Source organism: Rubrivirga sp. SAORIC476, from assembly GCF_002283555.1.
GTDB lineage: Bacteria > Bacteroidota > Rhodothermia > Rhodothermales > Rubricoccaceae > Rubrivirga.
On the sequence record NZ_MVOI01000003.1, the window covers coordinates 2,136,023 to 2,157,508 of the forward strand.

The following is a 21,486-nucleotide window of genomic DNA, read 5'->3' on the forward strand; positions in this document are numbered from 1 at the left end:
CCGGTCCGATGCGCGTCGTCCTGCTTCTCCTCGTCCTCGTTCTGGCGCCTGCCGCCTTCGCCCAAAGCTACCAGCCTGCCTACGAGACCCACGGCGGGGCTCTCGGGCGGGGGCCGGAACTCGTCCTCGTCTACTTCGGCATGACCGAGTGCGTGCCGTGCCATGACCCCGATTTCAAGGCCGACCTCGAGCGCGCGAAGGGTCTCCTCGCCGAGCAGGCCGCTGCCACCGGGCGCGGGTTCGCCGTCGTCGGCGTGGCGATGGACTGGGACGTGGCCGAGGGCTTCGCCTTCCTCCAGGGCTCGGGCCGGTTCGACGAGGTCGCCATCGGGCGCAACTGGGAGAACGCGGCGGCGCTGACGCACCTCTGGCGGCCGGATGGCCTGGAGAGCCGCCAGATCGCGATCCCGTCGGTGCTGGTCTACGAGCGCGAGGTCACGAGTGCCGCCTCCATCGTGGCCACCGCGCCGACCTACCGCTTCGAGGCCGCGGGCGCGGACGCAATCCGCGCGTGGGTCGCCGCCGGGGCACCGGTCGAGTAGCCCGGCCTCGGCGACGCTGCCGACGGTGGGACCGAGGCGGCCGAACGCAGACCGGCTGCGACGCGCAGGGCGTCACGGCCGGAAACGTGGAGCTAAGGAGATTCGAACTCCTGACCTCTGCAGTGCGATTGCAGCGCTCTACCAACTGAGCTATAGCCCCTCAGGGTCGGCGGCGGACCACCGTGCAGGAGACCAGAATACCGCCTCGACCAGACCCCGCGCAACCGTCGCTCCGGGGACAATCGGTAAAGGCGGCTGCCCCGCCCTCGCGCTCACCCCCCGCTGACGGGCGTGATCAGCGCCACCTCGTCCCCGTCCGCCAGCGGCGTTTCGGCTGGCACGTAGCGGCGGTTGACCGCCAGCCGCACCACCGGACGATGCCGCGCGACGGGCGCGTGCGCCTCGGCGAGTTGATCGAGCAGGTCGGCCCCGGTCCCGCCGTCGGGCACCTCCGCTGTCACCTCGCTCGCCCCGACCTCGCGGCGCAGTACGTCGAACAGGAGGACGCGGACGGTCACGTGGGGAGAGGCCTGAACGAAAGGAGAGGAGGGGCGGCCTCGGAACGCGTCCGGCGCGGGGCCGATCCAACAACCCCCTCTCTCTTCCCCTCCATTCTCATGTCTACCCCCACTCGTCCCGGCCGCCTGGACGGCAAGATCGCCCTCATCACTGGCGCCGCCGAGGGTATCGGCGAGGCCATCGCCCACAAGTTCGCCTACGAGGGCGCCGCGGGCCTCCTGCTGGCCGGCCTCCCCGGCGACCCGCTCGATCAGGTCGCCGCCGACATCACCGACCAGTACGGTACCGAGGTCGGCACCTACGCCGGGGACCTCGGCGACCCCGACACCGCGGCCTCCTGCGTCGAGGCCGCCATCGAGGCCTTCGGCCGCCTCGACGTGCTCGTCAACAACGCGGGCGTGCTCCCGAAGCTGGCGCCCATCGACGAGTATCCGTTGGAGGACTTCGACAAGCTGATCCACAACAACATCAAGACGGCCTTCTACATGACCCGCGCGGCCATCCCGCACCTGCGCGAGACGCGCGGCAACGTGGTCTCGGCCGGGTCCGAGGCCGGGTGGAACGGCTCGCCGCAGTTCACGCCCTATGGCCCGACCAAGGCCTGGATGCACGCCTTCATGAAGGGCGTCGCGGGCGAGCAGGGAGGCCACGGGGTCCGCGCCAACTGCGTCTGCCCTGGCCCCATCGACACATCGTGGACGCACAAGGAGACCGGCCCGATGGACGCCGACGCCGAGGAGACGGTCACCTACTCGACTGCCTTCGGTCGCCGTGCCACCACCGAGGAGGTCGCCAACGTGTACGCCTTCCTCGCCTCCGACGAGGCCAGCTACGTCACCGGCGCCCTCTGGCTGGTCGACGGCGCGACCACCATCGTCCACGGCATGCCGGGCAAGGATGCCGACGCAGCCGCGCAGACGCAGCCGACCGGCGTGCTCAACCTTCGGTTCCAGCGGTCGTCCGACCCCAGCGCCGTCCCGGCCGGGTAGCACGGCAGGCATGTGGGGCGGGGCGTCTCCGACATCGGGACCCCCGCCTCACGCTTACCGCCGCACCAGCACGACCGACTGGCGGACGCTCTCCGTCACGCCGTCGGCCGATTGCGCGCTCAGGCGGACCAGGAACACGCCGCTCGCCGCCTCGGCGGCCCACGTCGTCCGGTGCGCACCCGGCCCGGCGGGGCCGTCGGCCAGCGTGGCGACGAGGCGGCCCCGTGCGTCGAACACTTCCAGGCGCACCGAGGCCGCCTCGGTGAGTTCGTAGGCGAGCGTGATCGGCCCGGTGGACGGGTTGGGGTACGTCTGGAGCGACAGCCCGCCGCGCGGTGCCACCGGCACCGACGTGTTGAAGCGGCCCTCAAACTCGAACACGTCCTCGCCGCTCAGCGAGCGGACCGGCACCAGCCGGAACACGTCACCCGCCTCGGGCAGCACCGTGTCGGTGGTCGCGTCGAACTCCAGGGCCCATGCGAGCGCGGGGTCGCCGTCACCGTTGGGCTCGACGAGGTAGAGTTTGTCGCCGTCGCCCGGCAGGCCATCATCGTTGCCGTCTACGAACACCACGTCGCGCGGCTGGCCGTCGCCGCCGGTGACGGTGAAGCGGAGGTCTGTGACCGGGATGTTGTAGAGCCGGATCGACTGGCCGACCACGTCGTCGGCGATCTCGATCTCGTAGTCCGTCTCGGTCGCCAGAAGCTGGATGGTCAGGATCGAGATGCGCGTCGTGCCGCCCGAGACAGCCACGGCCAGGTCGGTGTCGCCCACGACCCAGCCCGTCGCGTCGGCGTCGGCGCGGCCCTCCTCCAGGTCGGTCACGACCAGCGCGATGCCGTCGAACACGGGGCTTTCCTGGATGCCGTCCGAGAGCGGGATGCCGGTGAGCACCTGCGTGCCCTCGTCGAGGTCGGTCACCGAGTACGTCTTCGCCTCGCCGGACGTGTCGAGCGTGATGCGGTAGCGGTGGTTCGTGAGCGCGCCCTCGTCCACGAAGTGGAGCTCCACCGACCCCTCGCCCTCGCCCTGGACCTGCTGCACGAACGTGTTGACGTCGCGCGGGGTCTGCTTCAGGAACGAGACCGTCTCGTCAGAGACGGTCGACGTGCCGTCGCTCAGGTCGAGGCGGAGGCGGGCCGTGCGCGAGTTCGGCAGCGCGGCCATGTCGAGCGAGATCGTTTGCGGCTCGGCGCTCCCGAGGATGGCCGTCGCGCCGAGCGACACGTAGGTGGCGCCTCCATCGACGCTGTAGAAGGCCTCGGCGGTGAGGGCGTCGCCCTCGGCGTCGGCAGCGATGAACGTCAGGTCGTAGGTGGCGGCCGGGAGGCGCGGGTCGAAGCGGAGGGCCTCCGTATCCAGCCGGAGGTCGGGCGCGGCGTCGCCCGCATTGTCGAGCGCGAACGGCGCGCTGGTGGTGCGCCCCACGATGCGGTCCGCGGGCGTGCGCACGTACAGGCGGACGCGCGCCAGCCCCGCGTCGGCGATCGCCTCGGTGTCGACGGCCAGCGCGCCGACGGTCGCTCCGGCCTCACCCACCTTCTTCCACCCCGTCGGGTCGTCAGTCGGGTTGATCCAGACCTCGACGGTGTCCTCGGCGGTCCGCGTCGTGGTCCAGGTGACGGTCTCGGCGCCCGTCCAGCGGTCGCCCGAGGCGGGCGCGGTGATCGCGACGGCGTCCGGGTCCTGGCGGACCTTCGAGAACAGCCAGTCCTGCATCAGCCCGTTCCGGAACCACGGCCCCCACGGTCCGTGCCCGACCGTCGGCTCGCTCCAGTAGATCAGGTCGGCGTTGGCGTCGAGAGCCGCCGCGAGCGAGTCGCTGCCGATGTATCCCGGGCAGTCGAAGGCGCTGGCGCCGATGGGCGAGCGTTGGCAATGCGTGTAGATCACGTCGCGGCCGAGGTCTTCGAGCCGCTGGATCACGCGGCGCGTCTCGCCCGCCGGCACGACGCCGTCCGCCTCGCCGGTGAACGCCCAGATCGGGAGGGGGAGCAGGTCCTCGGCCTGCGACGGGAAGCCCTCGCCGCTCATCGGGACGGCCGCCGCGAACCGGCCCGGCAGCCGCGACGCGAAGTCCCAGGTTCCGTGGCCCCCCATCGATAGGCCGACCACGTAGATCCGGTCGGGGTCGATGGTGTACTCGGCCTCGACGGACGCCAGGATCTCCAGCGTCGTCCGCTGGACGGGCGTGAAGTCGGAGCTGGTGGGGTCCGTCTCGGCGCTCCAGCGGAGGCCGGACGGGACCTGCGGGGCGAGCACGAACGCCGGGTGCTCGGTCTGGACCTGCGGCGTGGCCCAGGTCGTGAGCCCGTTCGACGCGGCGTCGCCGACGGTGAGGTTGCGGTAGTCGGAGCCGCGCTCGCCCGCCCCGTGGAGCGCCATCACGAGCGGGTAGGCCACCTCCGGGTCGTAGTCGGCCGGCACGTACAGGCCGTACTTGATCGTGACGCCGTTGGAGGTCCGCTCCAGCCGCTCGAACAGCTCGGACTGGGCGGACGCCGCCCCGGCGACGAGGAGAGCGAGGAGAACGAGAAGAGGGGATCGCATCGGGATCTGGAGAGGGCTCTCTCCGATGGTCGCCGTCTGCAGCCTCGATCGCAAGCGCTTTCGGCGTCCGTCTCGCGATCCCGGGGCCAGCCCCAGTCTGCGCCGCGTCTCCCCAGGGGCTTACTCTACCCCGCCGAGCGTCCAGTCCACCTCCGGCGAGCGGAAGAAGGCGACGCCGAGGGCGTCCCAGCGCGGGCCGAAGGCGCCGAGGCGGGCACGGTAGCCGGTCCACGAGCGCTCGGCCTGCGGCGTCCACCCGAGCTCCGCGACGCCCGCCAGCCGCGGGAACGCCATGAACTCGATGTCGCGGACGGTCGACAGCGTCTCCGACCACAGCGGCGCCTCCACGCCGAGCACGGCCGCCTCGGGCACGCCGGGGACCAGCGTGCCGGGGTCCCACTCGTACGCGTCGCGGACGCCGTTGAGGCCCGGCCACGTCAGCCCCAGGACAGTCGAGGCGTCGTACTTGATGTCGAGGTAGATGCGGTCGGCGGGGGAGAGGACCAGGCGCGCGCCCGCGGCCACGGCGTCCGCGACGTGACGGGCGCGTTCCGGCGACTGCGGGCGCCAGACCTGGACGATGCTGCCCGGGATCAGGTCGAGGTCGGCCTCGGCGATCTCGTCCCAGCCCATGAACGTCTTGCCGCGGGCGGCCACAATCTCTTGGGCGCGCGCCATGAACGCGGCGTACTGCGCGCCCGAGAGCCGCTGCACCTCGTCGCCGCCGAGGTGGACCACCTCGGCCGGCACCTGCATCGCCAGCGCGTCCACCACGTCCTCGACGAACGCGTACGTCTCTTCCTTCTCGACGCACACCGAGCTGAAGCCGACGCGCGTGCCGGTGTACGGCGCCCGCGCCCGGCCGTCGCAGTTGATCTCGGCGATGGAGGTCAGCGCCGCGTTCGTGTGGCCCGGCAGGTCGATCTCCGGGATGACCGTGATGAACCGCTCGGCCGCGTACGCCACGATCCGCTCCATGTCGGCGACCGTGTAGAATCCGCCCGGCCCGCCGCCCACGGCCGACAGCCCGCCGATGGACGTGAGGCGCGGACGGTTCGGCACGGAGACGCGCCAGCCCTGGTCGTCGGACAGGTGGAGATGGAGCCGGTTCAGCTTGTGGAGCGCCATCAGGTCGAGCACCCGCTCCACGTCCTCGACCCCGAAGAAGTGGCGGCTCACGTCGAGCATCATGCCGCGCCACGCGAACCGGGGCCGGTCGCGGATGCGGACGGCCGGGACCTCGAAGCCGCGCGGCAGGGCCGCGCCGTACTCGACGCGCGGCGGCATCAGCTGGCGGAGCGTCTGGACGCCGTAGAACAGCCCCGCGGGCGTGGCGGCCACCACCTCGACGCCGCGGGCGGTGACCTCCAGGTCGTAGCCCTCGGCCCCGAGGTCGGGCCGCTCGGCGAGCGTCAGGGAGACGACGCCCGCGCGCGGGTCGGGGCCATCGGCGGGGACCCCGGGTGGGTTGGTGACCTCCCCGCGTGACGGGCCGACCAGCGCGTCCAGCATCGCGGCGATGCGGGCCACCTCGGCGTCGGTCGCGTCGAAACGGATCGGCGTGGCGCCCGTCATCTCGAACGGCGCCCCGCCCAGGAGCGCCATCTCGGCCGGGAGCGGAATCAGAGCGGGCTGGGCGTCGGCGGGGACGGCGGCCACCAGGGCGAGAGCGAGGAGGGCGAGGCGCATGGATGACGGAAGGGAGAGACGCTGAGGATAGAACCGCTCGCATCTGAGTGCGCCCGTCTCGGCGACTACCCGACCTGCGACCGCAGCCATGCCGGGTACCCCATCGCCGCTTCGGCCGGGAGCGCCGGCGCGTCGGTCCGGGCGAGCCATCGCGCCGCGCCTGCGCCGAGGGCAGACCGGGCCGCGTCGTCGTTCGGCCCCTCGGCCTCCAGGCAGACCGACCACCAGACGGCCCCGCCGACGGTCACCTCCGACACGTCGAGGCGGCAGCGACCGGCGCCGGTCACGATCTCGCGCTGGCGGCGCGTCTTCGTCACCTCGACCCAGCCCGCCTCGGGCCCGGCGTCGGCCGCGAGCGGAAAGGACCACTTGGTCCACGTCTCCACGGCCGCGTGGGCGCGGCCAGCCGTGAGCGGGCCGCCGACGGCGTCGCGCCGCTTCGGCTCGAGGGCGCCCTCGCGAAGCTTGAGCCCCAGCGCGTCGTCGGTGGGGGCGAGGTAGTGGTCCGTTCGCGTCTCCCCCTCGATGCGCGGTCCGAGGCGGGCGAACCAGGCATCCGCCGCAGGCGGGAGTGGCCCCGCCAGAAACCAGCGGACTTCGGTGGTGCGGAGGAGATCGGTCATGGCACGGTCAGACGCCCGCCGCCGGATTCCTGATTCCCGGCGCCGCCTAGACCGCCGCCACCATGCCCAGGATGCCCGCCCGGATCATGGCCACCGAGATGGCGGCCAGGAACAGGCTCGCCACCTTCGCGACGGCCTTCGAGGTGCCGCGGCCGGCCAGCTTCAGGATCGCCGGGCCGAACGTGAACGACACGAACACCAGCGCCATGTTGATCACGATGGCCGCCAGCGTCACGATCCAGCCGTACTGGCCGTCCGTGATCAGGATGGTCGTGATGGCGCCCGGCCCGATGATGAGTGGGATGCCGAGCGGGACCACCGGCAGGTCCACGGGCTCGTCGACGGGGTGGTCCTTGAGCTTGGCGCGGGCCTTCTTGCCGCCGCCACGTCGCTCCTTGACGTCGCCGAAGGCGAGGTCCGTCACAGCGATCACCAGCAGGATGAGGCCGCCACCGACGCGCAGGTCGTTGAGCGTGATGCCGAGCGTGTCGAAGATGACCTGCCCCGCGAACAGCATCAGCACGGCGAGCACGGCCGCCGCCAGCAGCGCGCGGACGAGCAACTGGCGCCGGTTGTCCGCGGAGAACGTCTCCGTCATCCCGATGTAGAGCGGCAGGATGCCGGGGATGTTGATGGCGACGAAGAGCGGGAGGAACGCCGCGATGAGGGCGGTCACGAAATCAGGCACGGGCAGACGCGCGACGGTGCGCGGCAAGGGGAATGAGGCGCGCGAGTATCGCCCACCCGGCCCGGATGTTTCGCGCCATGCCGCGCCGCGTCAAACTCTTACCGGGCGTTCACGCGCGCTCCCCGATCGGCCCGTCTCCACCCGGTCCCGGCCGCATGCCCCGTGGGGAGCCGCCCTCTCCCTCACCGCCGCCTACTTCTTCTTGGGCAGGAAGATGTGCTTCGCGTCCTCGGCGGCTCGCTTCAGGCGCGCGTCGTTGGTCACCTTCGCCTGCTTCTGCCCGGCCTTCTTGCTGGTCGACTTGGGGGATTTGTCACCCATGACGGAGTCCTCGTAGAAATGTGATTCGAACCATGACACCGGTCAAGGTAGGCGCCGCCCACGCCGCGCCGACGGTGCGCTCGAAAGATGCCTGGTGCCGGGGCTCAGGCCGCTGCCTCCGCCGCCTCCAACTCCGCCTCGGTGAGCGCGCCGAGGCGGGGGGAGACGACCGCGGTGTCGGACTCCACCGCACCGTCTCTCAGGCGCACCACGCGGCGCGCATGGTCGGCGATGTCGTCCTCGTGGGTGACCACGATGAGGGTGTTGCCCTGGCGGTAGAGCTGCTCGAAGAGGCGCATGATCTCGTCCGAGGTCACCGAGTCCAGGTTGCCCGTCGGCTCGTCGGCCAGGAGGATGGCGGGGCGGTTCACGAGGGCCCGCGCCACGGCCACGCGCTGGCGCTGGCCGCCCGAGAGCTCGTTCGGCTTGTGGTCCATCCGGTCGCCCAGCCCCACGCGCGTCAGCGCCTCGGCGGCGCGGGCCTTGCGCTCTGCCCGGCCGACGCCCGCGTACACGAGCGGCAACTCCACGTTCTGCAGGCAGTCCTGCCGCGGCAGGAGGTTGAACGTCTGGAAGACGAACCCGATCTGGCTGTTGCGGACCTCCGCCAACTGGTCGTCGGTGAGGCGCCCCACGTCGCGCCCGTCGAGCCGGTACGTGCCCGAGGTCGGCACGTCGAGGCAGCCGATGACGTTCATCAGCGTGCTCTTGCCCGAGCCCGACGGCCCCATGATGGCGACGTACTCGCCGGCTTCGATGCCCAGCGAGCAGCCCCGGAGCGCGTGCACCTCCTGGGTGCCCATCCGGTAGGTCTTCCAGACGTCGGCGATGTCGATGACCATGCGAATGCGGGGGGCAGGCGAGGGCGGGGAAGGGCAGCTCGGGCGTCCCTAGTCGTCGGTCTTGACCGCGTCGCCCTCGGCGAGCTCGGTGCGGAGGAGGCGGAAGGGACCCGTGATGACGGTCTCGCCGCCGGTCAGCCCCTCGCGGATCTCGATGTGCGTGTCGTCGGTGATGCCGGTCGTGACCTCGCGCATCTCCGCCTTGCCGTCCACCACGACGAACACGACGCGGCGGATGTCCTCGCCCTCGGGGATGTCGGTGTCCGGCACGTCCTCGCCGAGGGCCTCGGCGCGGCGGCGGCGCTCGCGCTCGACCTCGTTGAAGTCGCGTGCGGTGACGGCCTGGATGGGCACCACGACCGCCTCGGGCACCGAGCGGGTGTAGATGTCCACGGTGCCGCTCATGCCGGGGCGAAGGGTGGGGCCAGGCGCGGCCGGGACGCCCTCCTCGGGCGCCCGCTCGGCGTCGGTCACGTCGTCGCCCGCGGCGGCCAGCCGGACGACCACCGGGAAGTTGGTCACCGCCTGCGACGTGCCGGCGTTCTGGATGCGCGCCGAGTTGGCAATCTCGACGACCGCCCCGCGCAGCGCCTCGCTCGGGTACGCGTCCACCTCGACGCGCGCCGAGTCGCCCAGCTCGACGTTCACCACGTCGTTCTCGTTGACGTCGATCTCCATCGTCATGGCGTCCAGCCGCGCGATGCGCATCAGCTCGGTGCCGCTCATGGTCGCCGTCCCGACGACGCGCTCGCCGAGCTCGACGTTGAGCTGGCTCACGGTGCCGGACATGGGGGCGTAGATGGCGGTCTGGGCGAGTTGCTGCCCGGCCTGGCGGGCCCCGGCGCGGGCGCCCTGCACTTGCGTTTGGGCGCTCCGGACGCGGCCCTGCGCGCTCGCGACGCGCGCCTGCGCGCCGTCCACGGCCTGCCGGGCCGACGCCTCGGCGGCGCGGGCGACTTCGAAGGCGCCGCGAGCGGCCTCCAGGTCCATCGCCGGGGCCACGTCGCGGTCGAAGAGGTCCTGCTGGCGGGTCAGTGCGCGCTCGGTGCGCTCGCGCTCGGCGGTCGCCCGCGCGAGGTCGGCACGGGCCTGCTCGACGGCCTGCTGCGCCTCGGTGACCGCGTTCTGCGCCTCCCCGACGCCGCTCTGAGCCGTCGCCACCTGGGCGCGGGCGCGCTCGGCCTCGGTCGCGTAGAAGTCGGGCCGGACGCGCAGCAGCAGGTCGCCCTGCTGGACGCGGTCGCCCTCCTCGACGGCCAGGAAGATGATCTCGCCCGACACGTCGGACGAGATGGCGACCTCGACCTCGCTCGCGACCGTCCCGGACGCGCTCACGGTCTGGGTGATCGTCCGTACGCGCGCCTCGGCCGTCTCCACCTCGATGCCCTCCTCGCCGCCACCGAGCGTCAGCGCCACGCCGACGAGGACGACCAGCAGAACGCCGAGGCCGATTAGAATCTTTTTGGTTGGGGACATCGAGGGGCGAGACGGGTGAGCGAATGTCCGGGTGGACGAGTGAGCCTGGAGGAGGTTACGCGGCGACCGTGTGGGGGAGACGATCCGGGGACGGGCAGCGGGGGGTCACTCCAGCATCCCTGCCAGCGCGCCCGGGTCCACGTCGCCGACGGCGAGGCGGACGAGCACGCGGCGGAAGGCGAGGCCGTAGGCAGCCTGGGCGCGACCGGCGAGCGACTCGGCCAGCCGGGTCTGGGCGGACGCCACGTCGTACAGCGTGCCCGCGCCGAGGCGGTAGCGGTCCTGCTCAACGCGGACGGCCGCCGTCGCGGCCTCGACCTGAGCCTCGGCGGCGTCGAGGCGGGCCCGCGCCGTCCGGGCCTCCACGACCGCCTGCTGCACTTCGGAGGCCACCTGCCGGTCGAGTGCGTCGAGTTGGAGGCGGGCGTCGTCGGCGCGGATCTGGGCCTCCACGACGCCGCGGCGGGACTGGTAGCGGTCGAACAGCGGCACGTTGACCGTCAGGCCGAGGGCGCCGCTGCGGTTGTCGCTGAGCTGGGTGAAGGGCGGCGTCGTCTCGAAGGTGGACGTGCCCGGGAACGTGAGCGGGGCGCCGCCAACGAGCACCGGCGTGCCGTCGTCCAGGGTCACCGGCAGGCTCGGCGTCGCGCCGACGACGCGCTGCTGGAGGCTGGAATACCCCGTGCCGACGTTGGCGCTCAGCGAGACGCTCGGGCGTCCTGCCGCGCGGGCGCCGCCGATGGCGGCCTCGGCGGCCTCGATGGCGAGCACCTGCGAACGGCGGTCGGCGCGGGCCTCGCGGGCGGCGGCGAGCAACTCGGCGAGCGGTGCCGTCGGCGCGTCGAGGAGACCCGAGGCCTCCAGCCGCGCGAGGTCGGGACCGACGAACCGGTACGGCGTGAGCGGGTCGAGGCCGATGAGCTGGACCAGGATCACTTCGTCGCGCTCGACGGCGCCGCGCGCCACGATGACCGCCGTCTGGCGCTCGGCGACGACGGCATCCTGGGCGAGGAGGTCGCCGCGAGGCCGCGCTCCGGCGTCGACCAGCTCGGCGACGCGGGCGCGCTGGGCCTGCGCGTCGGCGAGGCTGCCCGCCTCGATGCCCGCGATCTCGCGGTCGAGGAGGAGCGTCAGGAACTGCTGGGCCACGTCGAGCGCGACCTGCTGGCGCGTGCGTGCCAGTCCCGCCGAGGCCGCGTCACGCGAGAACTGCGCCTCCCGGACCGCCGCGCGCGTCCGCCCGCCGTCGTAGAGGGGCACCGACGCGAAGGCGCCCGCAGAGAGGCTCTCGACGGTTTGCGAGACCACCTCGCCGGTCGTCTGGTCGAAGCCGAGGCCGTAGCGCTGCTGGGGCGACACCTGGAGGTCGAGCGTCGGCAGGCGCCCGGCACGCGCCACGCGGACGGCCAGCGCCTGCCCGCGGTCGGCGATCTCGGCGCGGCGCACCTCGGGGCTTTGCTCGACGGCCCGCGCGACCGCCTCGGCGAGCGTGACCGTGGTCGAGTCCTGGGCCTGGACGGGCGCGGCCAGGGCGACGACGAGGAGGACGGCGAGACGACCCGCGGGCGGGAATGGCAGCATCGGTCGGGAGCGGGGGGCGTGCCCGTTGACGGACGACCCGGCGGCGGGTTGCGTCCGGTGCGCGTGCGGAGAGGGTGGGATTCGAACCCACGGTACCCGTGAAGGCACTCCGGTTTTCAAGACCGGCGCATTCGACCACTCTGCCACCTCTCCGGTGCTCGGGGTGGAGCGCGTCAAACCTACGCCGGAGGGCACCGCCGGGGGGAGCGTCTCCGTTGGCCCGCCTCGGTAGTTTCCCGGTCCTGGGTTCCATCCACCTCTTTTGTCCATGATCTCGCTCGCCGGGCGCCGCGTCGCCCCGTTCCTTTTGCTCGCCCTCTTCGTCACCGCCTGCGATTCGGGCGGCTCCGGCTTCGTCGAAGCTGACAGCACCGTCACGATCGCCTACGAGGGCCGCCTTGCCGATGGCACGGTGTTTAGTGCCAGCCCAGGGTATCGCTCTGACATCAGAGGGTTTATCCCAGGCTTCCAGGCGGGCCTTCTCGGAATGGCCGTCGGCGAGACGAAGACGTTCGACATTCCCCCGGACCAGGCCTACGGGGCCAACCCGCCTCCAGGCAGTGGCATTCCGCCGAACGCGACGCTGACCTTTGAGGTGACCATCCTCGACATTGAGTAGTCCTCCCTCACCTCATCGTCTCGATGCGCCCGACCCTCCTCGCCGCCCTGACTCTCCTCGCCACCGGCTGCGCCGGCCCTGCCGAGATGCCGACCGAGGCCCCCGACACCATGCCGACCGACCTCTCGAACCCGCTCCTCGCCGAGTGGACCGGCCCGTATGGCGGCGTCCCGGCGTTCGACGCGATGGACCTCGACGACCTCGAGCCCGCGCTGGAGGCGGGCATGGCCGCCCACCTCGCCGAGATCGACGCCATCGCGCAGAACCCGGCGCCGCCGACGTTCGAGAACACCATCGTGGCGATGGAGCGGGCGGGCAAGCCCATCGAGCGGGCGTTCACGTACTACGGCATCTGGTCGTCCAACCTCTCCAGCCCGGAGTTCCGCGAGATCCAGGGCCGGATGGCACCACGTCTCTCGGACTACGGCACCCAGATCACGCAGAACGCGGCGCTGTTCGACCGCGTCCGCGCCGTGTACGACGCCCGCGAGACGCTGGGCCTGCGGCCGGATCAGGTCCGGCTCGTGGAGCTGACCTACGACGGCTTCGCGCGCAACGGCGCCACGCTCGACGCCGAGGCGAAGGCGCGCTACGCCGCCATCGACCAGCGGCTCTCGGAGCTGTACACGGCGTTCGGCAACCACGTCCTGGCCGACGAGGAGGGCTACGTGACCTACCTCTCCGCCGATCAACTCTCGGGCCTGCCCGCCTCGGTGGTCGCGGCGGCGGCGGCGGCGGCCGAGTCGCGCGGACGCGCCGGGGAGTACGCCATCACCAACACGCGGTCCTCGATGGACCCCTTCCTGACGTACTCCGACGAGCGCGACCTCCGCGAGACCGTCTGGCGGACCTACTACAGCCGCGGCGACAACGGCGACGAGAACGACAACAACGCGCTCATCACTGAGATCCTGGCGCTCCGCGACGAGCGCGTCGGGCTGCTGGGCTACGAAACCTTCGCCGCGTGGCGTCTGGAGAACCGGATGGCGCAAACGCCCGAGCGGGCGATGGACCTGCTGCTGGCCGTCTGGCCCGCCGCCGTCGCCCGCGTCCGCGAGGAGGTGGCCGACATGCAGGCGGTCGCGGATACCGAGGGGGCAGACATCACCATCGAGCCGTGGGACTACCGCTACTACGCCGAGAAGGTGCGCCAGGAGCGTTACGCGCTGGACTCGGACGAGGTCAAGCAGTACCTCCAGCTCGACCGGCTCAACGAGGCGATGTTCTACGTGGCGGGCGAGCTGTTCGGGTTCGCGTTCACGCCTGTCACCGACGGCTCGGTGCCCGTCTTCCACCCGGACGTGACGGTGTTCGAGGTCACCAACCGCGACACCGGCGCGCTGGTCGGGCTGTGGTACCTCGACCCGTTCGCGCGGCCCGGCAAGCGCTCCGGCGCCTGGGCGACGACCTACCGCAGCCACACGACGTTCGACGGCCCGAAGACGGTGCTGGCGTCCAACAACTCCAACTTCGTCCCCGGCGCGCCCGGCGAGCCGTCGCTGATCTCGCTGGACGACGCCGAGACGCTGTTCCACGAGTTCGGCCACGCGCTGCACTTCCTGGCCTCGAACGTGGCCTACCCCGGGCTCGACGGCGGGGTGCGCGACTACACCGAGTTCCAGAGCCAGCTGCTGGAGCGCTGGCTGCTGACGGACGAGGTGATCGACCGCTTCCTGGTCCACGTGGACACGGGCGAGCGGATGCCAGCCGAGCTGGTCGAGAAGATCCGCCGGGCAGGCACCTTCAACCAGGGCTTCGCGACGACCGAGTACCTGGCCTCGTCGCTGATCGACATGAAGCTCCACACCTTGGACGACCCGTCCGAGGTGGACCCGGACGCGTTCGAGCGCGAGACGCTGGCCGAGCTGGGCATGCCGTCCGAGCTGGTCATGCGCCACCGGACGCCCCACTTCGGGCACGTCTTCTCGGGCGAGGGCTACGCGACCGGCTACTACGGCTACCTGTGGGCCGACGTGCTCACCTCCGACGCCGCGGAGGCCTTCGCCGAGGCGCCGGGCGGCTTCTACGACGCCGAGGTCGCCCAGCGGCTGGTGCAGTACCTCTTCGCGCCGCGCAACGCCATCGACCCGGCCGAGGCCTACCGCCTGTTCCGCGGCCGCGACGCCGACATCGCGCCGCTCATGCGCGACCGCGGCTTTCCGATCCCGGCGGGCACCGAGTAGCCCGCGCCCGCCTCGGTGGCGTCCCCGAGGCGGAGAGTGGACGGCCAACTCCCCAGACTCCTATGGGAACCGTCCACCTCATCATCGGGCCGCAGGGTGCTGGCAAGTCGACGTACGCGCGCCGCCTCGCCGATGAGACCGGCGGGGTCCGCTTCTCGATCGACGAGTGGATGCACCAGCTCTACGGACCGGACCTTCCGCGACCGCTCGACTTCGCGTGGATCATGGAGAGGGTCCGGCGGTGCGAGCAGCGTATCTGGGCGACCGCCTCCGCGTGCGCGACGGCCGGGGGCGACGTGGTGCTGGACCTGGGGTTCACGACCGTCGCCAGCCGCACGGAGTTCGCAGAGCGGACCCGCGCCGCCGCGCTCCCGGTCCGGCTGCACATCGTCGAGGCGCCCCACGATCTTCGCAGGAGGCGCGTGCTCGACCGAAACGCTACCAGGGGCGACACCTTTGCGTTCGAGGTCACGCCCGAGATGTTCGACTTCATGGAGAGCCGGTTCGAGCGCCCCACCGAGTCCGAACGAGCGGTCGCCACGGCGGTCCAGACGGGCTGACCTCAGGCACCGACCCGGTCCAGAAACGCCAGCCCGTCGCGGGCGGTCGCGGTCGGGTCCTCCATCATCGGCAGGTGGCCCACCTCGGGCATGAGGTGGACCGTGGCATCGGGGAGGACGGCCGCGATCGAGTCGGCGCCGGACGGGTGGAGGACGCGGTCGGCGTCGCCCCATGTCAGGAGCGTCGGGATGGGGAGGCCGTCCAGCAACTCCTCCGTCGTGGCCCCGGTCGCGAACTCGTACGTCATGTCGACGAAGACCTGGACGGTGTGGTCGTAGGCGGCGGCGCTCTCGGCGGCGAGGACGCGGAGCGCGGGCTTCGGGATGGCGGGCGGGCGGCGCATCGTGAACTGGATCGACGCCGTGTACTCGGCGGGCGTCCGCGCGAAGAGGGGCACGCCCTCGCCCGCGAAGAAGCCCTCGATCATCTCGCTCGGCCGCTCGCCCTCGGCACCTGCCGGAGCCAAGAGCCAGAGCGACCGCAGGCGGTCGGCGTGGCGGTGGGCCACCTCGGCGGCGATGCGCCCGCCCATCGACGAGCCCGCGAGGTGGACGCGGTCCAGCCCGAGCGCGTCCAAGAACGCGACGACGGCCTCGCCCTGGCCGGCCATCGACAGGTCGCCGGTCAAGTCGCTCTCGCCGAAGCCCGGCAGGTCGGGCGCGATCACGCGGACGCGCTCCCGCATCCGCTTGGCCAGGCGTGGCCAGTGGTCCTTGCTCGCGCCGATGCCGTGGAGCAGCACGAGCGGCGGACGGTCGCCGCCCTGGTCGAGGTACACCACCTCGCGGCCGTCGCCGAGGCGGACGGCGCGGCGCTCCAGCCCGGCCGCGGCGCGGGCGTCGCGGCGCGCCTTGTCGACGGCGCGGGCGACGGGGTCGAGGGCGCGGAGGAAGCCGAACATCGGGAGGAGGCCAGTAGGGAGTGGGCAGTGGAGGGTGGGCAGTGGGGAGTGGCAGAGCCGGCGGCGTTTGTCTGCCACTGGCCCGGCCCCGCTGGCTACTGGCCGTCTAGCGCGTCCCGGATCACGTCGGGGAGCGGCGTCGGCCGGCCCGTCCGGCTGTCGACCCAGACGAGTGTCGCCTTGACGTCGGCGTAGACCGTCTCCTCGTCACCCTCGACCGTGAGGACGCTGTCGAGCGGGAACGACGTGCGCCCGGGGCCGGCGCTGAAGACGTTCACGACCACCGTCGCCGGGTAGTGGATGGGGCGCCGAAACTGCAACTCGGCGGCGGCCAGGATCGGGCCTGTGTCCGGCGCGCCCGGCCAGCCCTCGTCGGCCAGCGACTCCAGGAACTCGATGCGCGCCTGCTCGACGTAGCGCAGGTAGACGGTGTTGTTGACGTGGCCGAGGGCGTCCTGGTCGCCCCAGCGGACGGGGATGCGGGCGGTGTAGAGCGGGTCTGGCATGGCGGTGTCGCGGGGCCCGCCTCCACGACGAGACGGCGCGGCGCGTTCCGCCGCGGGGCGGCCGGTTGTCCGGGGATCGGTCCGTCCCGATACTGCGCCTCCCTGGTTTGTCCTCCCCATGGCCTCCGACGACGACTCCGTCGCCGAGCGCGACCCGACCTCCGACCGCCTGCGCCGCTCGCTCGATATCGCGGGCGAGGCCTACGACGTGCCGACCGTTGACCGCGAGGCGTTCCTCGACGAGGCGTGCGGCGAGGACACCGCGCTCCGCCAGGCCGTCGACGACCTGATGGCGTTCGACGCGGAGTCCCACACGCTGCTGGATGGGGGCTTGGAGGAGCTGTTCGCGCCGCCGCCGGTCGAGGGCGTCGGCGGGTACCGCGTGGTGGGGGAGCTGGGGCGCGGTGGGATGGGCATCGTCTACGCCGCCGAGCGGGTCGACGGGACGTTCGAGAAGACGGTCGCGCTGAAGCTGGTCCAGCACGGCAAGGCGACCGCGGACGCGGCGCGGCGGTTCGCCCGGGAGCGCCGCGTGCTGGCGCGGTTGGACCACCCCGGCATCGCGCGGCTGCTCGACGGCGGCGTCACGCCCGACGGCCGCCCGTACTTCATCATGGAGCGCGTCGACGGCGTCCCGCTGACGGCCTACGCCGCGGCGCACGACCTCGACACCGACGCCCGCCTCGCGCTTCTGCTGGACGTCTGCGACGCCGTCGCCCACGCGCACCGGCTGCTGATCGTCCACCGTGACCTCAAGCCGTCCAATGTGTTCGTGGCCGAGGACGAGACCGGCGCCCCGCAGGTCAAGCTGCTCGACTTCGGCATCGCCAAGGCGCTCGACGAGGACGACGAGGAACTGCTCACGCAGACGGGCGGCGGCGCGCTCACGCCGGCCTACGCCGCGCCGGAGCAGGTCGCGGGCGAGCCCGTCACCGCGGCCACGGACGTGTACGCGCTCGGGGTGATGGCCTACGAACTGCTCGTCGGCAAGCGGCCGTACGGGTTCGCGAGCCGCGCCCCGGCCGAGGTCGCCCGCGTCGTCCGCGAGGCCCAGCCGACGCGCCCCAGCGAGGCGGTCCGCACGACGACGCGCACGGCCGCCCCTCTGCCCGCCGACGCGCCCAAGGCCGAGAATCCCGCTCGCGGGGGGGACCCGGACCGTTGGGCCGCGCCGCCGAAGCGCCTGCGGGGCGACCTCGACGCGATCGTGCTGCAGGCGCTCCGCAAGGAGCCCGAGCGCCGCTACGCGACGGCCGCGGAACTGGCGGTCGACCTCCGCCGCCACGTTGAGGGCCGCCCCGTCCGGGCCCGGGGGGACGGGTGGGGCTACCGCGCGAACCGGTTCGTCCGCCGCCACGCGCTGGCCGTCTCGGTCACCGCCGCGCTCGCGCTCGCGCTCGTGGGCGGCACGGCGGCGGTGCTGTGGCAGGCGCGCGAGACGGCGCGCGAGGCCGCCCGCGCGAACGCCACACTCGACTACGTGCTGGGCATGTTCGAGGCCGTCGACCCGGTCGAGTTGGAGGGCGGGCAGCTCCGCCCGGCCGACCTGCTGGCGCCGGGCCTGCGGCAGGCCGCCGCGCTGGACGACCAGCCGCTCGTGCAGGCGTCGCTGCTGGAAGGCCTGGGCCGCCTGGGCGTCGGGCTGGGCCTGTTCGCCACCGCCGACTCGGTGCTGTCGCGCGCCGTCGACGTGCGCCGACGCGTGCAGGGGGCGGACCACGCCGAGCTCGCCGCCCCGCTGACGCTCCTCGCCCGCTCGCGCATCGCCGAGCGCCGGTACGACGAAGCCATCGAGGCGGGCGAGGAGGCCGTCCGCTTGCTGGCCGAGGGGCGCGACCCCGATGCGCTCGCCGAGGCGCAGGTCGTGCTCGGGACCGTCCGCGAGCGGCGCGGCGACACGGAGGCGGCGACGGCGCTCATGCGGTCCGCCGTGCGCCATGCACGGAAACCTGCGCTCCGCGTCGAGGCCCTCACCGGACTCGCCATCCAGCTCACCGACAGCGACAGCCTCGACGCTGCGCTTCCCCTGTTCCGGCAGGCCACCGGCCTTGCGGTGCGGGCCTTCGGCCCGACGGACCCCCGCACAGCCGATGCGCTCTACGACCGCGCCAACGCCGTCCAGACCGCAGGTGACACCGAGGAGGCGTCGCAACTGCACGCGCAGGCGCTCGCAGTGTACGAGCGCGCCTACGGGCGCGGCGACTACCGCACCGGGCGGAGCCTCTACACGCTCGCCGTCCTCAACCACGCCGCCGACCCGGCCGCCGCCGAGCGCTACTACCGCGACGCCCTCACCGCCTACGAGGCGTCGACGCTGGACGGCGACCACCTCTGGCGCGAGTACGCCCGCGTCGGGCTGGGCGCCCTTTTGCTGAGTACCGACCGGCCCACCGAGGCGCTCCCCCTGCTGACGACCGGCGCCGCCACATTCGCGGAAGATCTCGGGGCCGACGACCCCCGCACGCAGGCGGCTCGCGCCCAGCGTGCCCTCGCGCTCGCCCAAACCGGCCGGGCCTCGGAGGGCCTCGCGATGCTTCGCCGGCTCGACGCGGAGTTGGCTCAGGTAGAGCCGACCGGCGGGCTCCGCCTCAGTGTGCTGGAGAAGCTCGCCCAGGCGCTCGACGCCAGCGGGCAGGCGCGAGCCGCCGACGGCGTCCGGCGCCAGATCGACGGTCTCAAACGCGACGCGGGGCCGAGCCCGTCGTAGGCTCGACCCCGCAAGAGTCGGACGGCGGGAGGATCAGTAGGGCGCCGTGAAGCCACCCGGGATCGACATCCACTCCGCTCCCTCGGGGGCCCCGACGATCTCGACCGGCGCTCCGCCGAGGAACTGCGAGAGGACTTCGACCTTCTGGAGGGCGAACGGCGGCGGCGGCGGCGGGCACCCCCCGCCACCACCGGCGAAGACCGACCCGCCGACGGCCAGCACAGCCGCGCCCGGCGGCGGGGGCTCGCACTTGTCGCCACCGCGCGGACCGCGGGGAAACACCTCGGCCATCTCAGGCGAGAGCGTCTCGTAGCCGACGCGCGCGAGCGTCTGGCCGATCAGGTAGGCCTCGCCCGCGCCGAGGTCGACCACCCGGCCCTCGACCTCCAGCAAGACGCGGTCACCTTCGACGAAGACGCTGACGGCCTCGGTGATGCGGTGGACGGCGTCCGACTTGGCGTTGGCCATGGGGGCGGGGGCAGCGGTGGCGTCCGCCTCGGAGGAGGGGGCGGCCGTGTCGCACGCGCCCAGCGTAAGGGTGAGGGCGAGCAGGAGGGGAGCAATCCGTGTCATGGGATAGGGGTAAGGTCTACCCCACTCTACCGCGAAGCGCCCGAACGGCTGTCAGGCAGACGGCTCGCGCTCCGTTAGCATTCTGTGAAGCGAACCGACACGTTGGTCGCCAGTCCGCCCTGGCTGGTCTCCTTGTACTTGTCGGACATGTCCTCGGCCGTCTGGCGGAGCGTCTGGATGACGGCGTCGAGCGAGACGCGCGCCTGCTCCGGCATCCCGGCGTGGGCGAGCTGCGCCGCGTTGATGGCCTTGACCGCGCCCATCGTGTTGCGCTCGATGCAGGGGATCTGGACGAGCCCGCCGATGGGATCGCACGTCATGCCGAGGTGGTGCTCCATGGCGATCTCGGCCGCCTGGAAGGCCTGCGCGGGGGTGCCGCCCTCGGCCTCGCAGAGCGCCGCCGCCGCCATCGCGCTCGACACGCCCACCTCGGCCTGGCAGCCGCCCATCGCTGCCGAGATGGTCGCCCCCTTCTTGAAGAAGGTCCCCACCTCGCCCGCCACCAGCAGGAAGTCGACGATCTCGTCCTCGGTCACGGGCTCCTCGGAGAAGCAGACGTGGTAGAACAGGACGGCCGGGATGACACCCGCGGCGCCGTTCGTGGGCGCCGTCACCACGCGCCCCAGGTTCGCGTTCTCCTCGTTGACCGCCAGCGCGAAGGCGCTCACCCACTGCAGGATCTGTGGAAAGCGGTACGTCTGCGTGCGGATCGCGGAGATCCATTCGTGCGCGGTGGTCGCGTCGTCGTCGGGCAGGAGGCGGCGGGCGAGGGCGGCGGCGCGGCGCTCGACGCCCAGGCCGCCCGGCAGCACGCCGTCGGTGTGACAGCCGCGGAAGACGCCTTCCCGCATCACGTCCCACAGCGCGAGCACGCCCGCGCGGATTTCAGCGTCTGTGCGCCACGCCCGCTCGTTGGCCCAGACGCTGTCGGCGATGCGGCAGTCGGCGTCGCGGCAGTGGGCCAGCATCTCGGCCGGGACCTGCGCAGGCCGCGGCAGGCGGACGCCCTCGGCCTGTGCCCGGGCCTCGCCCTCGGCCACCACGAAGCCCCCGCCGACAGAGTAGTAGACCGACCGCTGCCTCTCGCCGTCGATCACGGCCTCGCACGCCATTCCGTTCGCGTGGCCCGGCAGCCGCTCAGACGGGTGAAAGACGATGTCGGCTGCGGGATCGAAGGACACTGCCCGGCCGCCCACCTCGACGGTCCGGTCGAGGCGGAGGTCGGCGATGTACGCCGCGATCCGGTCCACGTCGACGGTCACGGGGTCGTGCCCGAGGAGCGCCAGCATGACGGCTTGGTCGGTGCAGTGCCCGCGGCCGGTGAGCGCGAGTGAGCCGTAGAGGTGGATCTGCACGGCCTCGACGCGGCCGGCCAGGCCCGCCTCGTCGAGCGCCCCGAGCCAGCGCTGCACGGCCCGCCACGGGCCCAGCGTGTGGGACGACGACGGGCCGACGCCGATCTTGAGCATGTCGAAGACGCTCAGCGCCTCCGGTCTGGGGGTCTCGGTCATGCGCGCAAGGTCGGCACAGCGGGGCCGCCCGCCGTGGCCTTTCGCTGAACTCCCGACTGGCGGGCCCTTCGGCCGCCTCCCGTCCGCGGCGTCGTCAGTGCGCGC

19 protein-coding genes and 2 tRNA genes are annotated in these 21,486 nt (G+C 72.6%); 6 read left to right on the forward strand and 15 right to left on the reverse strand.

The features are described from left to right. Window positions 1–8: 8 nt before the first annotated feature. A complete protein-coding gene (locus tag B1759_RS10770) occupies window positions 9–542 on the forward strand; it encodes a hypothetical protein (protein WP_095515009.1) in 534 nt (177 codons plus the stop codon). An 87-nt stretch (window positions 543–629) separates the two neighbouring features. On the opposite strand, the gene B1759_RS10775 is transcribed toward B1759_RS10770, so the two are convergent. Together B1759_RS10775 and B1759_RS19990 are read right to left on the reverse strand one after the other, a co-directional pair. Further along, window positions 630–702, reverse strand: a tRNA-Ala gene (locus B1759_RS10775). Between the two features lie 112 nt (window positions 703–814). After that, window positions 815–1,060 (reverse strand): MoaD/ThiS family protein, encoded by a 246-nt coding sequence (locus B1759_RS19990; protein ID WP_095515010.1) that lies wholly within the window; start codon window positions 1,058–1,060, stop codon window positions 815–817. Between the two features lie 99 nt (window positions 1,061–1,159). Here B1759_RS19990 and B1759_RS10785 point away from each other — a divergent pair, with 99 nt between their 5' ends. Beyond that, on the forward strand, window positions 1,160–2,050 hold the full coding sequence (locus B1759_RS10785; protein WP_095515011.1) for an SDR family NAD(P)-dependent oxidoreductase: 891 nt from the start codon (window positions 1,160–1,162) through the stop codon (window positions 2,048–2,050). A 54-nt stretch (window positions 2,051–2,104) separates the two neighbouring features. Here the strand turns inward: B1759_RS10785 and B1759_RS10790 are convergent, their stop codons facing one another. From B1759_RS10790 to B1759_RS10825, 9 genes are all read right to left on the reverse strand, one after another. After that, window positions 2,105–4,600, reverse strand: a complete 2,496-nt coding sequence (locus B1759_RS10790; RefSeq protein ID WP_095515012.1) for an alpha/beta hydrolase-fold protein — start codon at window positions 4,598–4,600, stop codon at window positions 2,105–2,107. A gap of 120 nt (window positions 4,601–4,720) precedes the next feature. Then, window positions 4,721–6,289 carry a beta-N-acetylhexosaminidase gene (locus B1759_RS10795; RefSeq protein ID WP_095515013.1) on the reverse strand — a complete coding sequence of 523 codons (1,569 nt, stop codon included), beginning with the start codon at window positions 6,287–6,289 and terminating at the stop codon, window positions 4,721–4,723. A gap of 65 nt (window positions 6,290–6,354) precedes the next feature. Further along, window positions 6,355–6,912, reverse strand: coding sequence for a hypothetical protein (locus tag B1759_RS10800; protein WP_095515014.1), 558 nt, complete (start codon window positions 6,910–6,912; stop codon window positions 6,355–6,357). Between the two features lie 46 nt (window positions 6,913–6,958). After that, window positions 6,959–7,588: a MarC family protein gene (locus B1759_RS10805; RefSeq protein WP_095515107.1), complete on the reverse strand. Its 630-nt coding sequence runs from the start codon at window positions 7,586–7,588 to the stop codon at window positions 6,959–6,961. A 204-nt stretch (window positions 7,589–7,792) separates the two neighbouring features. After that, the gene (locus B1759_RS20360; protein WP_255380493.1) at window positions 7,793–7,921 is read right to left on the reverse strand and encodes a hypothetical protein; all 129 of its coding nucleotides are present in this window, start codon (window positions 7,919–7,921) and stop codon (window positions 7,793–7,795) included. A gap of 104 nt (window positions 7,922–8,025) precedes the next feature. Next, window positions 8,026–8,763: an ABC transporter ATP-binding protein gene (locus B1759_RS10810; protein WP_095515015.1), complete on the reverse strand. Its 738-nt coding sequence runs from the start codon at window positions 8,761–8,763 to the stop codon at window positions 8,026–8,028. Window positions 8,764–8,811: 48 nt separating this feature from the next. Continuing rightward, window positions 8,812–10,239 (reverse strand): HlyD family secretion protein, encoded by a 1,428-nt coding sequence (locus B1759_RS10815; RefSeq protein WP_095515016.1) that lies wholly within the window; start codon window positions 10,237–10,239, stop codon window positions 8,812–8,814. A 105-nt stretch (window positions 10,240–10,344) separates the two neighbouring features. Then, window positions 10,345–11,820: a TolC family protein gene (locus B1759_RS10820; RefSeq protein ID WP_095515017.1), complete on the reverse strand. Its 1,476-nt coding sequence runs from the start codon at window positions 11,818–11,820 to the stop codon at window positions 10,345–10,347. Window positions 11,821–11,886: 66 nt separating this feature from the next. Continuing rightward, window positions 11,887–11,973, reverse strand: a tRNA-Ser gene (locus tag B1759_RS10825). 115 nt (window positions 11,974–12,088) lie between these two features. On the opposite strand from B1759_RS10825, the gene B1759_RS10830 reads away from it, so the two are divergent. The 3 genes from B1759_RS10830 (at window position 12,089) to B1759_RS10840 (ending at window position 15,182) form a co-directional block, all read left to right on the forward strand. Then, window positions 12,089–12,439 carry an FKBP-type peptidyl-prolyl cis-trans isomerase gene (locus B1759_RS10830; RefSeq protein WP_095515018.1) on the forward strand — a complete coding sequence of 117 codons (351 nt, stop codon included), beginning with the start codon at window positions 12,089–12,091 and terminating at the stop codon, window positions 12,437–12,439. Window positions 12,440–12,462: 23 nt separating this feature from the next. Then, window positions 12,463–14,622 (forward strand): M3 family metallopeptidase, encoded by a 2,160-nt coding sequence (locus B1759_RS10835; RefSeq protein ID WP_095515019.1) that lies wholly within the window; start codon window positions 12,463–12,465, stop codon window positions 14,620–14,622. A 62-nt stretch (window positions 14,623–14,684) separates the two neighbouring features. After that, complete coding sequence (locus tag B1759_RS10840) at window positions 14,685–15,182, forward strand: ATP-binding protein (protein ID WP_095515020.1); 498 nt, start codon at window positions 14,685–14,687, stop codon at window positions 15,180–15,182. 2 nt (window positions 15,183–15,184) lie between these two features. On the opposite strand, the gene B1759_RS10845 is transcribed toward B1759_RS10840, so the two are convergent. Both B1759_RS10845 and B1759_RS10850 read right to left on the reverse strand, forming a co-directional pair. Continuing rightward, window positions 15,185–16,084 carry an alpha/beta fold hydrolase gene (locus tag B1759_RS10845; RefSeq protein ID WP_095515021.1) on the reverse strand — a complete coding sequence of 300 codons (900 nt, stop codon included), beginning with the start codon at window positions 16,082–16,084 and terminating at the stop codon, window positions 15,185–15,187. 95 nt (window positions 16,085–16,179) lie between these two features. Beyond that, window positions 16,180–16,590 carry a thioesterase family protein gene (locus tag B1759_RS10850; RefSeq protein WP_095515022.1) on the reverse strand — a complete coding sequence of 137 codons (411 nt, stop codon included), beginning with the start codon at window positions 16,588–16,590 and terminating at the stop codon, window positions 16,180–16,182. Window positions 16,591–16,708: 118 nt separating this feature from the next. Between B1759_RS10850 and B1759_RS10855 the strand changes: the two genes are divergently transcribed. Beyond that, window positions 16,709–19,297: a serine/threonine-protein kinase gene (locus tag B1759_RS10855; protein WP_158225213.1), complete on the forward strand. Its 2,589-nt coding sequence runs from the start codon at window positions 16,709–16,711 to the stop codon at window positions 19,295–19,297. A gap of 33 nt (window positions 19,298–19,330) precedes the next feature. On the opposite strand, the gene B1759_RS10860 is transcribed toward B1759_RS10855, so the two are convergent. Both B1759_RS10860 and B1759_RS10865 read right to left on the reverse strand, forming a co-directional pair. After that, the gene (locus B1759_RS10860; protein WP_095515024.1) at window positions 19,331–19,870 is read right to left on the reverse strand and encodes a hypothetical protein; all 540 of its coding nucleotides are present in this window, start codon (window positions 19,868–19,870) and stop codon (window positions 19,331–19,333) included. Window positions 19,871–19,944: 74 nt separating this feature from the next. Beyond that, window positions 19,945–21,381, reverse strand: coding sequence for an L-serine ammonia-lyase (locus B1759_RS10865; protein WP_198948816.1), 1,437 nt, complete (start codon window positions 21,379–21,381; stop codon window positions 19,945–19,947). Between the last annotated feature and the right edge of the window lie 105 nt (window positions 21,382–21,486).

Excerpts from the sequence above, each read along its gene's own strand:
- B1759_RS10785 (WP_095515011.1), top strand. The coding sequence starts at position 1,160 with ATGTCTACCCCCACTCGTCCCGGCCGCCTGGACGGCAAGATCGCCCTC.
- B1759_RS10845 (WP_095515021.1), bottom strand. The coding sequence starts at position 16,084 with ATGTTCGGCTTCCTCCGCGCCCTCGACCCCGTCGCCCGCGCCGTCGAC.
- B1759_RS10770 (WP_095515009.1), top strand. The coding sequence starts at position 9 with ATGCGCGTCGTCCTGCTTCTCCTCGTCCTCGTTCTGGCGCCTGCCGCC.
- B1759_RS10795 (WP_095515013.1), bottom strand. The coding sequence starts at position 6,289 with ATGCGCCTCGCCCTCCTCGCTCTCGCCCTGGTGGCCGCCGTCCCCGCC.
- B1759_RS10840 (WP_095515020.1), top strand. The coding sequence starts at position 14,685 with ATGGGAACCGTCCACCTCATCATCGGGCCGCAGGGTGCTGGCAAGTCG.
- B1759_RS10820 (WP_095515017.1), bottom strand. The coding sequence starts at position 11,820 with ATGCTGCCATTCCCGCCCGCGGGTCGTCTCGCCGTCCTCCTCGTCGTC.
- B1759_RS10850 (WP_095515022.1), bottom strand. The coding sequence starts at position 16,590 with ATGCCAGACCCGCTCTACACCGCCCGCATCCCCGTCCGCTGGGGCGAC.
- B1759_RS10835 (WP_095515019.1), top strand. The coding sequence starts at position 12,463 with ATGCGCCCGACCCTCCTCGCCGCCCTGACTCTCCTCGCCACCGGCTGC.
- B1759_RS10860 (WP_095515024.1), bottom strand. The coding sequence starts at position 19,870 with ATGACACGGATTGCTCCCCTCCTGCTCGCCCTCACCCTTACGCTGGGC.
- B1759_RS10815 (WP_095515016.1), bottom strand. The coding sequence starts at position 10,239 with ATGTCCCCAACCAAAAAGATTCTAATCGGCCTCGGCGTTCTGCTGGTC.
- B1759_RS10830 (WP_095515018.1), top strand. The coding sequence starts at position 12,089 with ATGATCTCGCTCGCCGGGCGCCGCGTCGCCCCGTTCCTTTTGCTCGCC.
- B1759_RS10865 (WP_198948816.1), bottom strand. The coding sequence starts at position 21,381 with ATGACCGAGACCCCCAGACCGGAGGCGCTGAGCGTCTTCGACATGCTC.
- B1759_RS20360 (WP_255380493.1), bottom strand. The coding sequence starts at position 7,921 with ATGGGTGACAAATCCCCCAAGTCGACCAGCAAGAAGGCCGGGCAGAAG.
- B1759_RS10855 (WP_158225213.1), top strand. The coding sequence starts at position 16,709 with ATGGCCTCCGACGACGACTCCGTCGCCGAGCGCGACCCGACCTCCGAC.
- B1759_RS10810 (WP_095515015.1), bottom strand. The coding sequence starts at position 8,763 with ATGGTCATCGACATCGCCGACGTCTGGAAGACCTACCGGATGGGCACC.
- B1759_RS10800 (WP_095515014.1), bottom strand. The coding sequence starts at position 6,912 with ATGACCGATCTCCTCCGCACCACCGAAGTCCGCTGGTTTCTGGCGGGG.
- B1759_RS10790 (WP_095515012.1), bottom strand. The coding sequence starts at position 4,600 with ATGCGATCCCCTCTTCTCGTTCTCCTCGCTCTCCTCGTCGCCGGGGCG.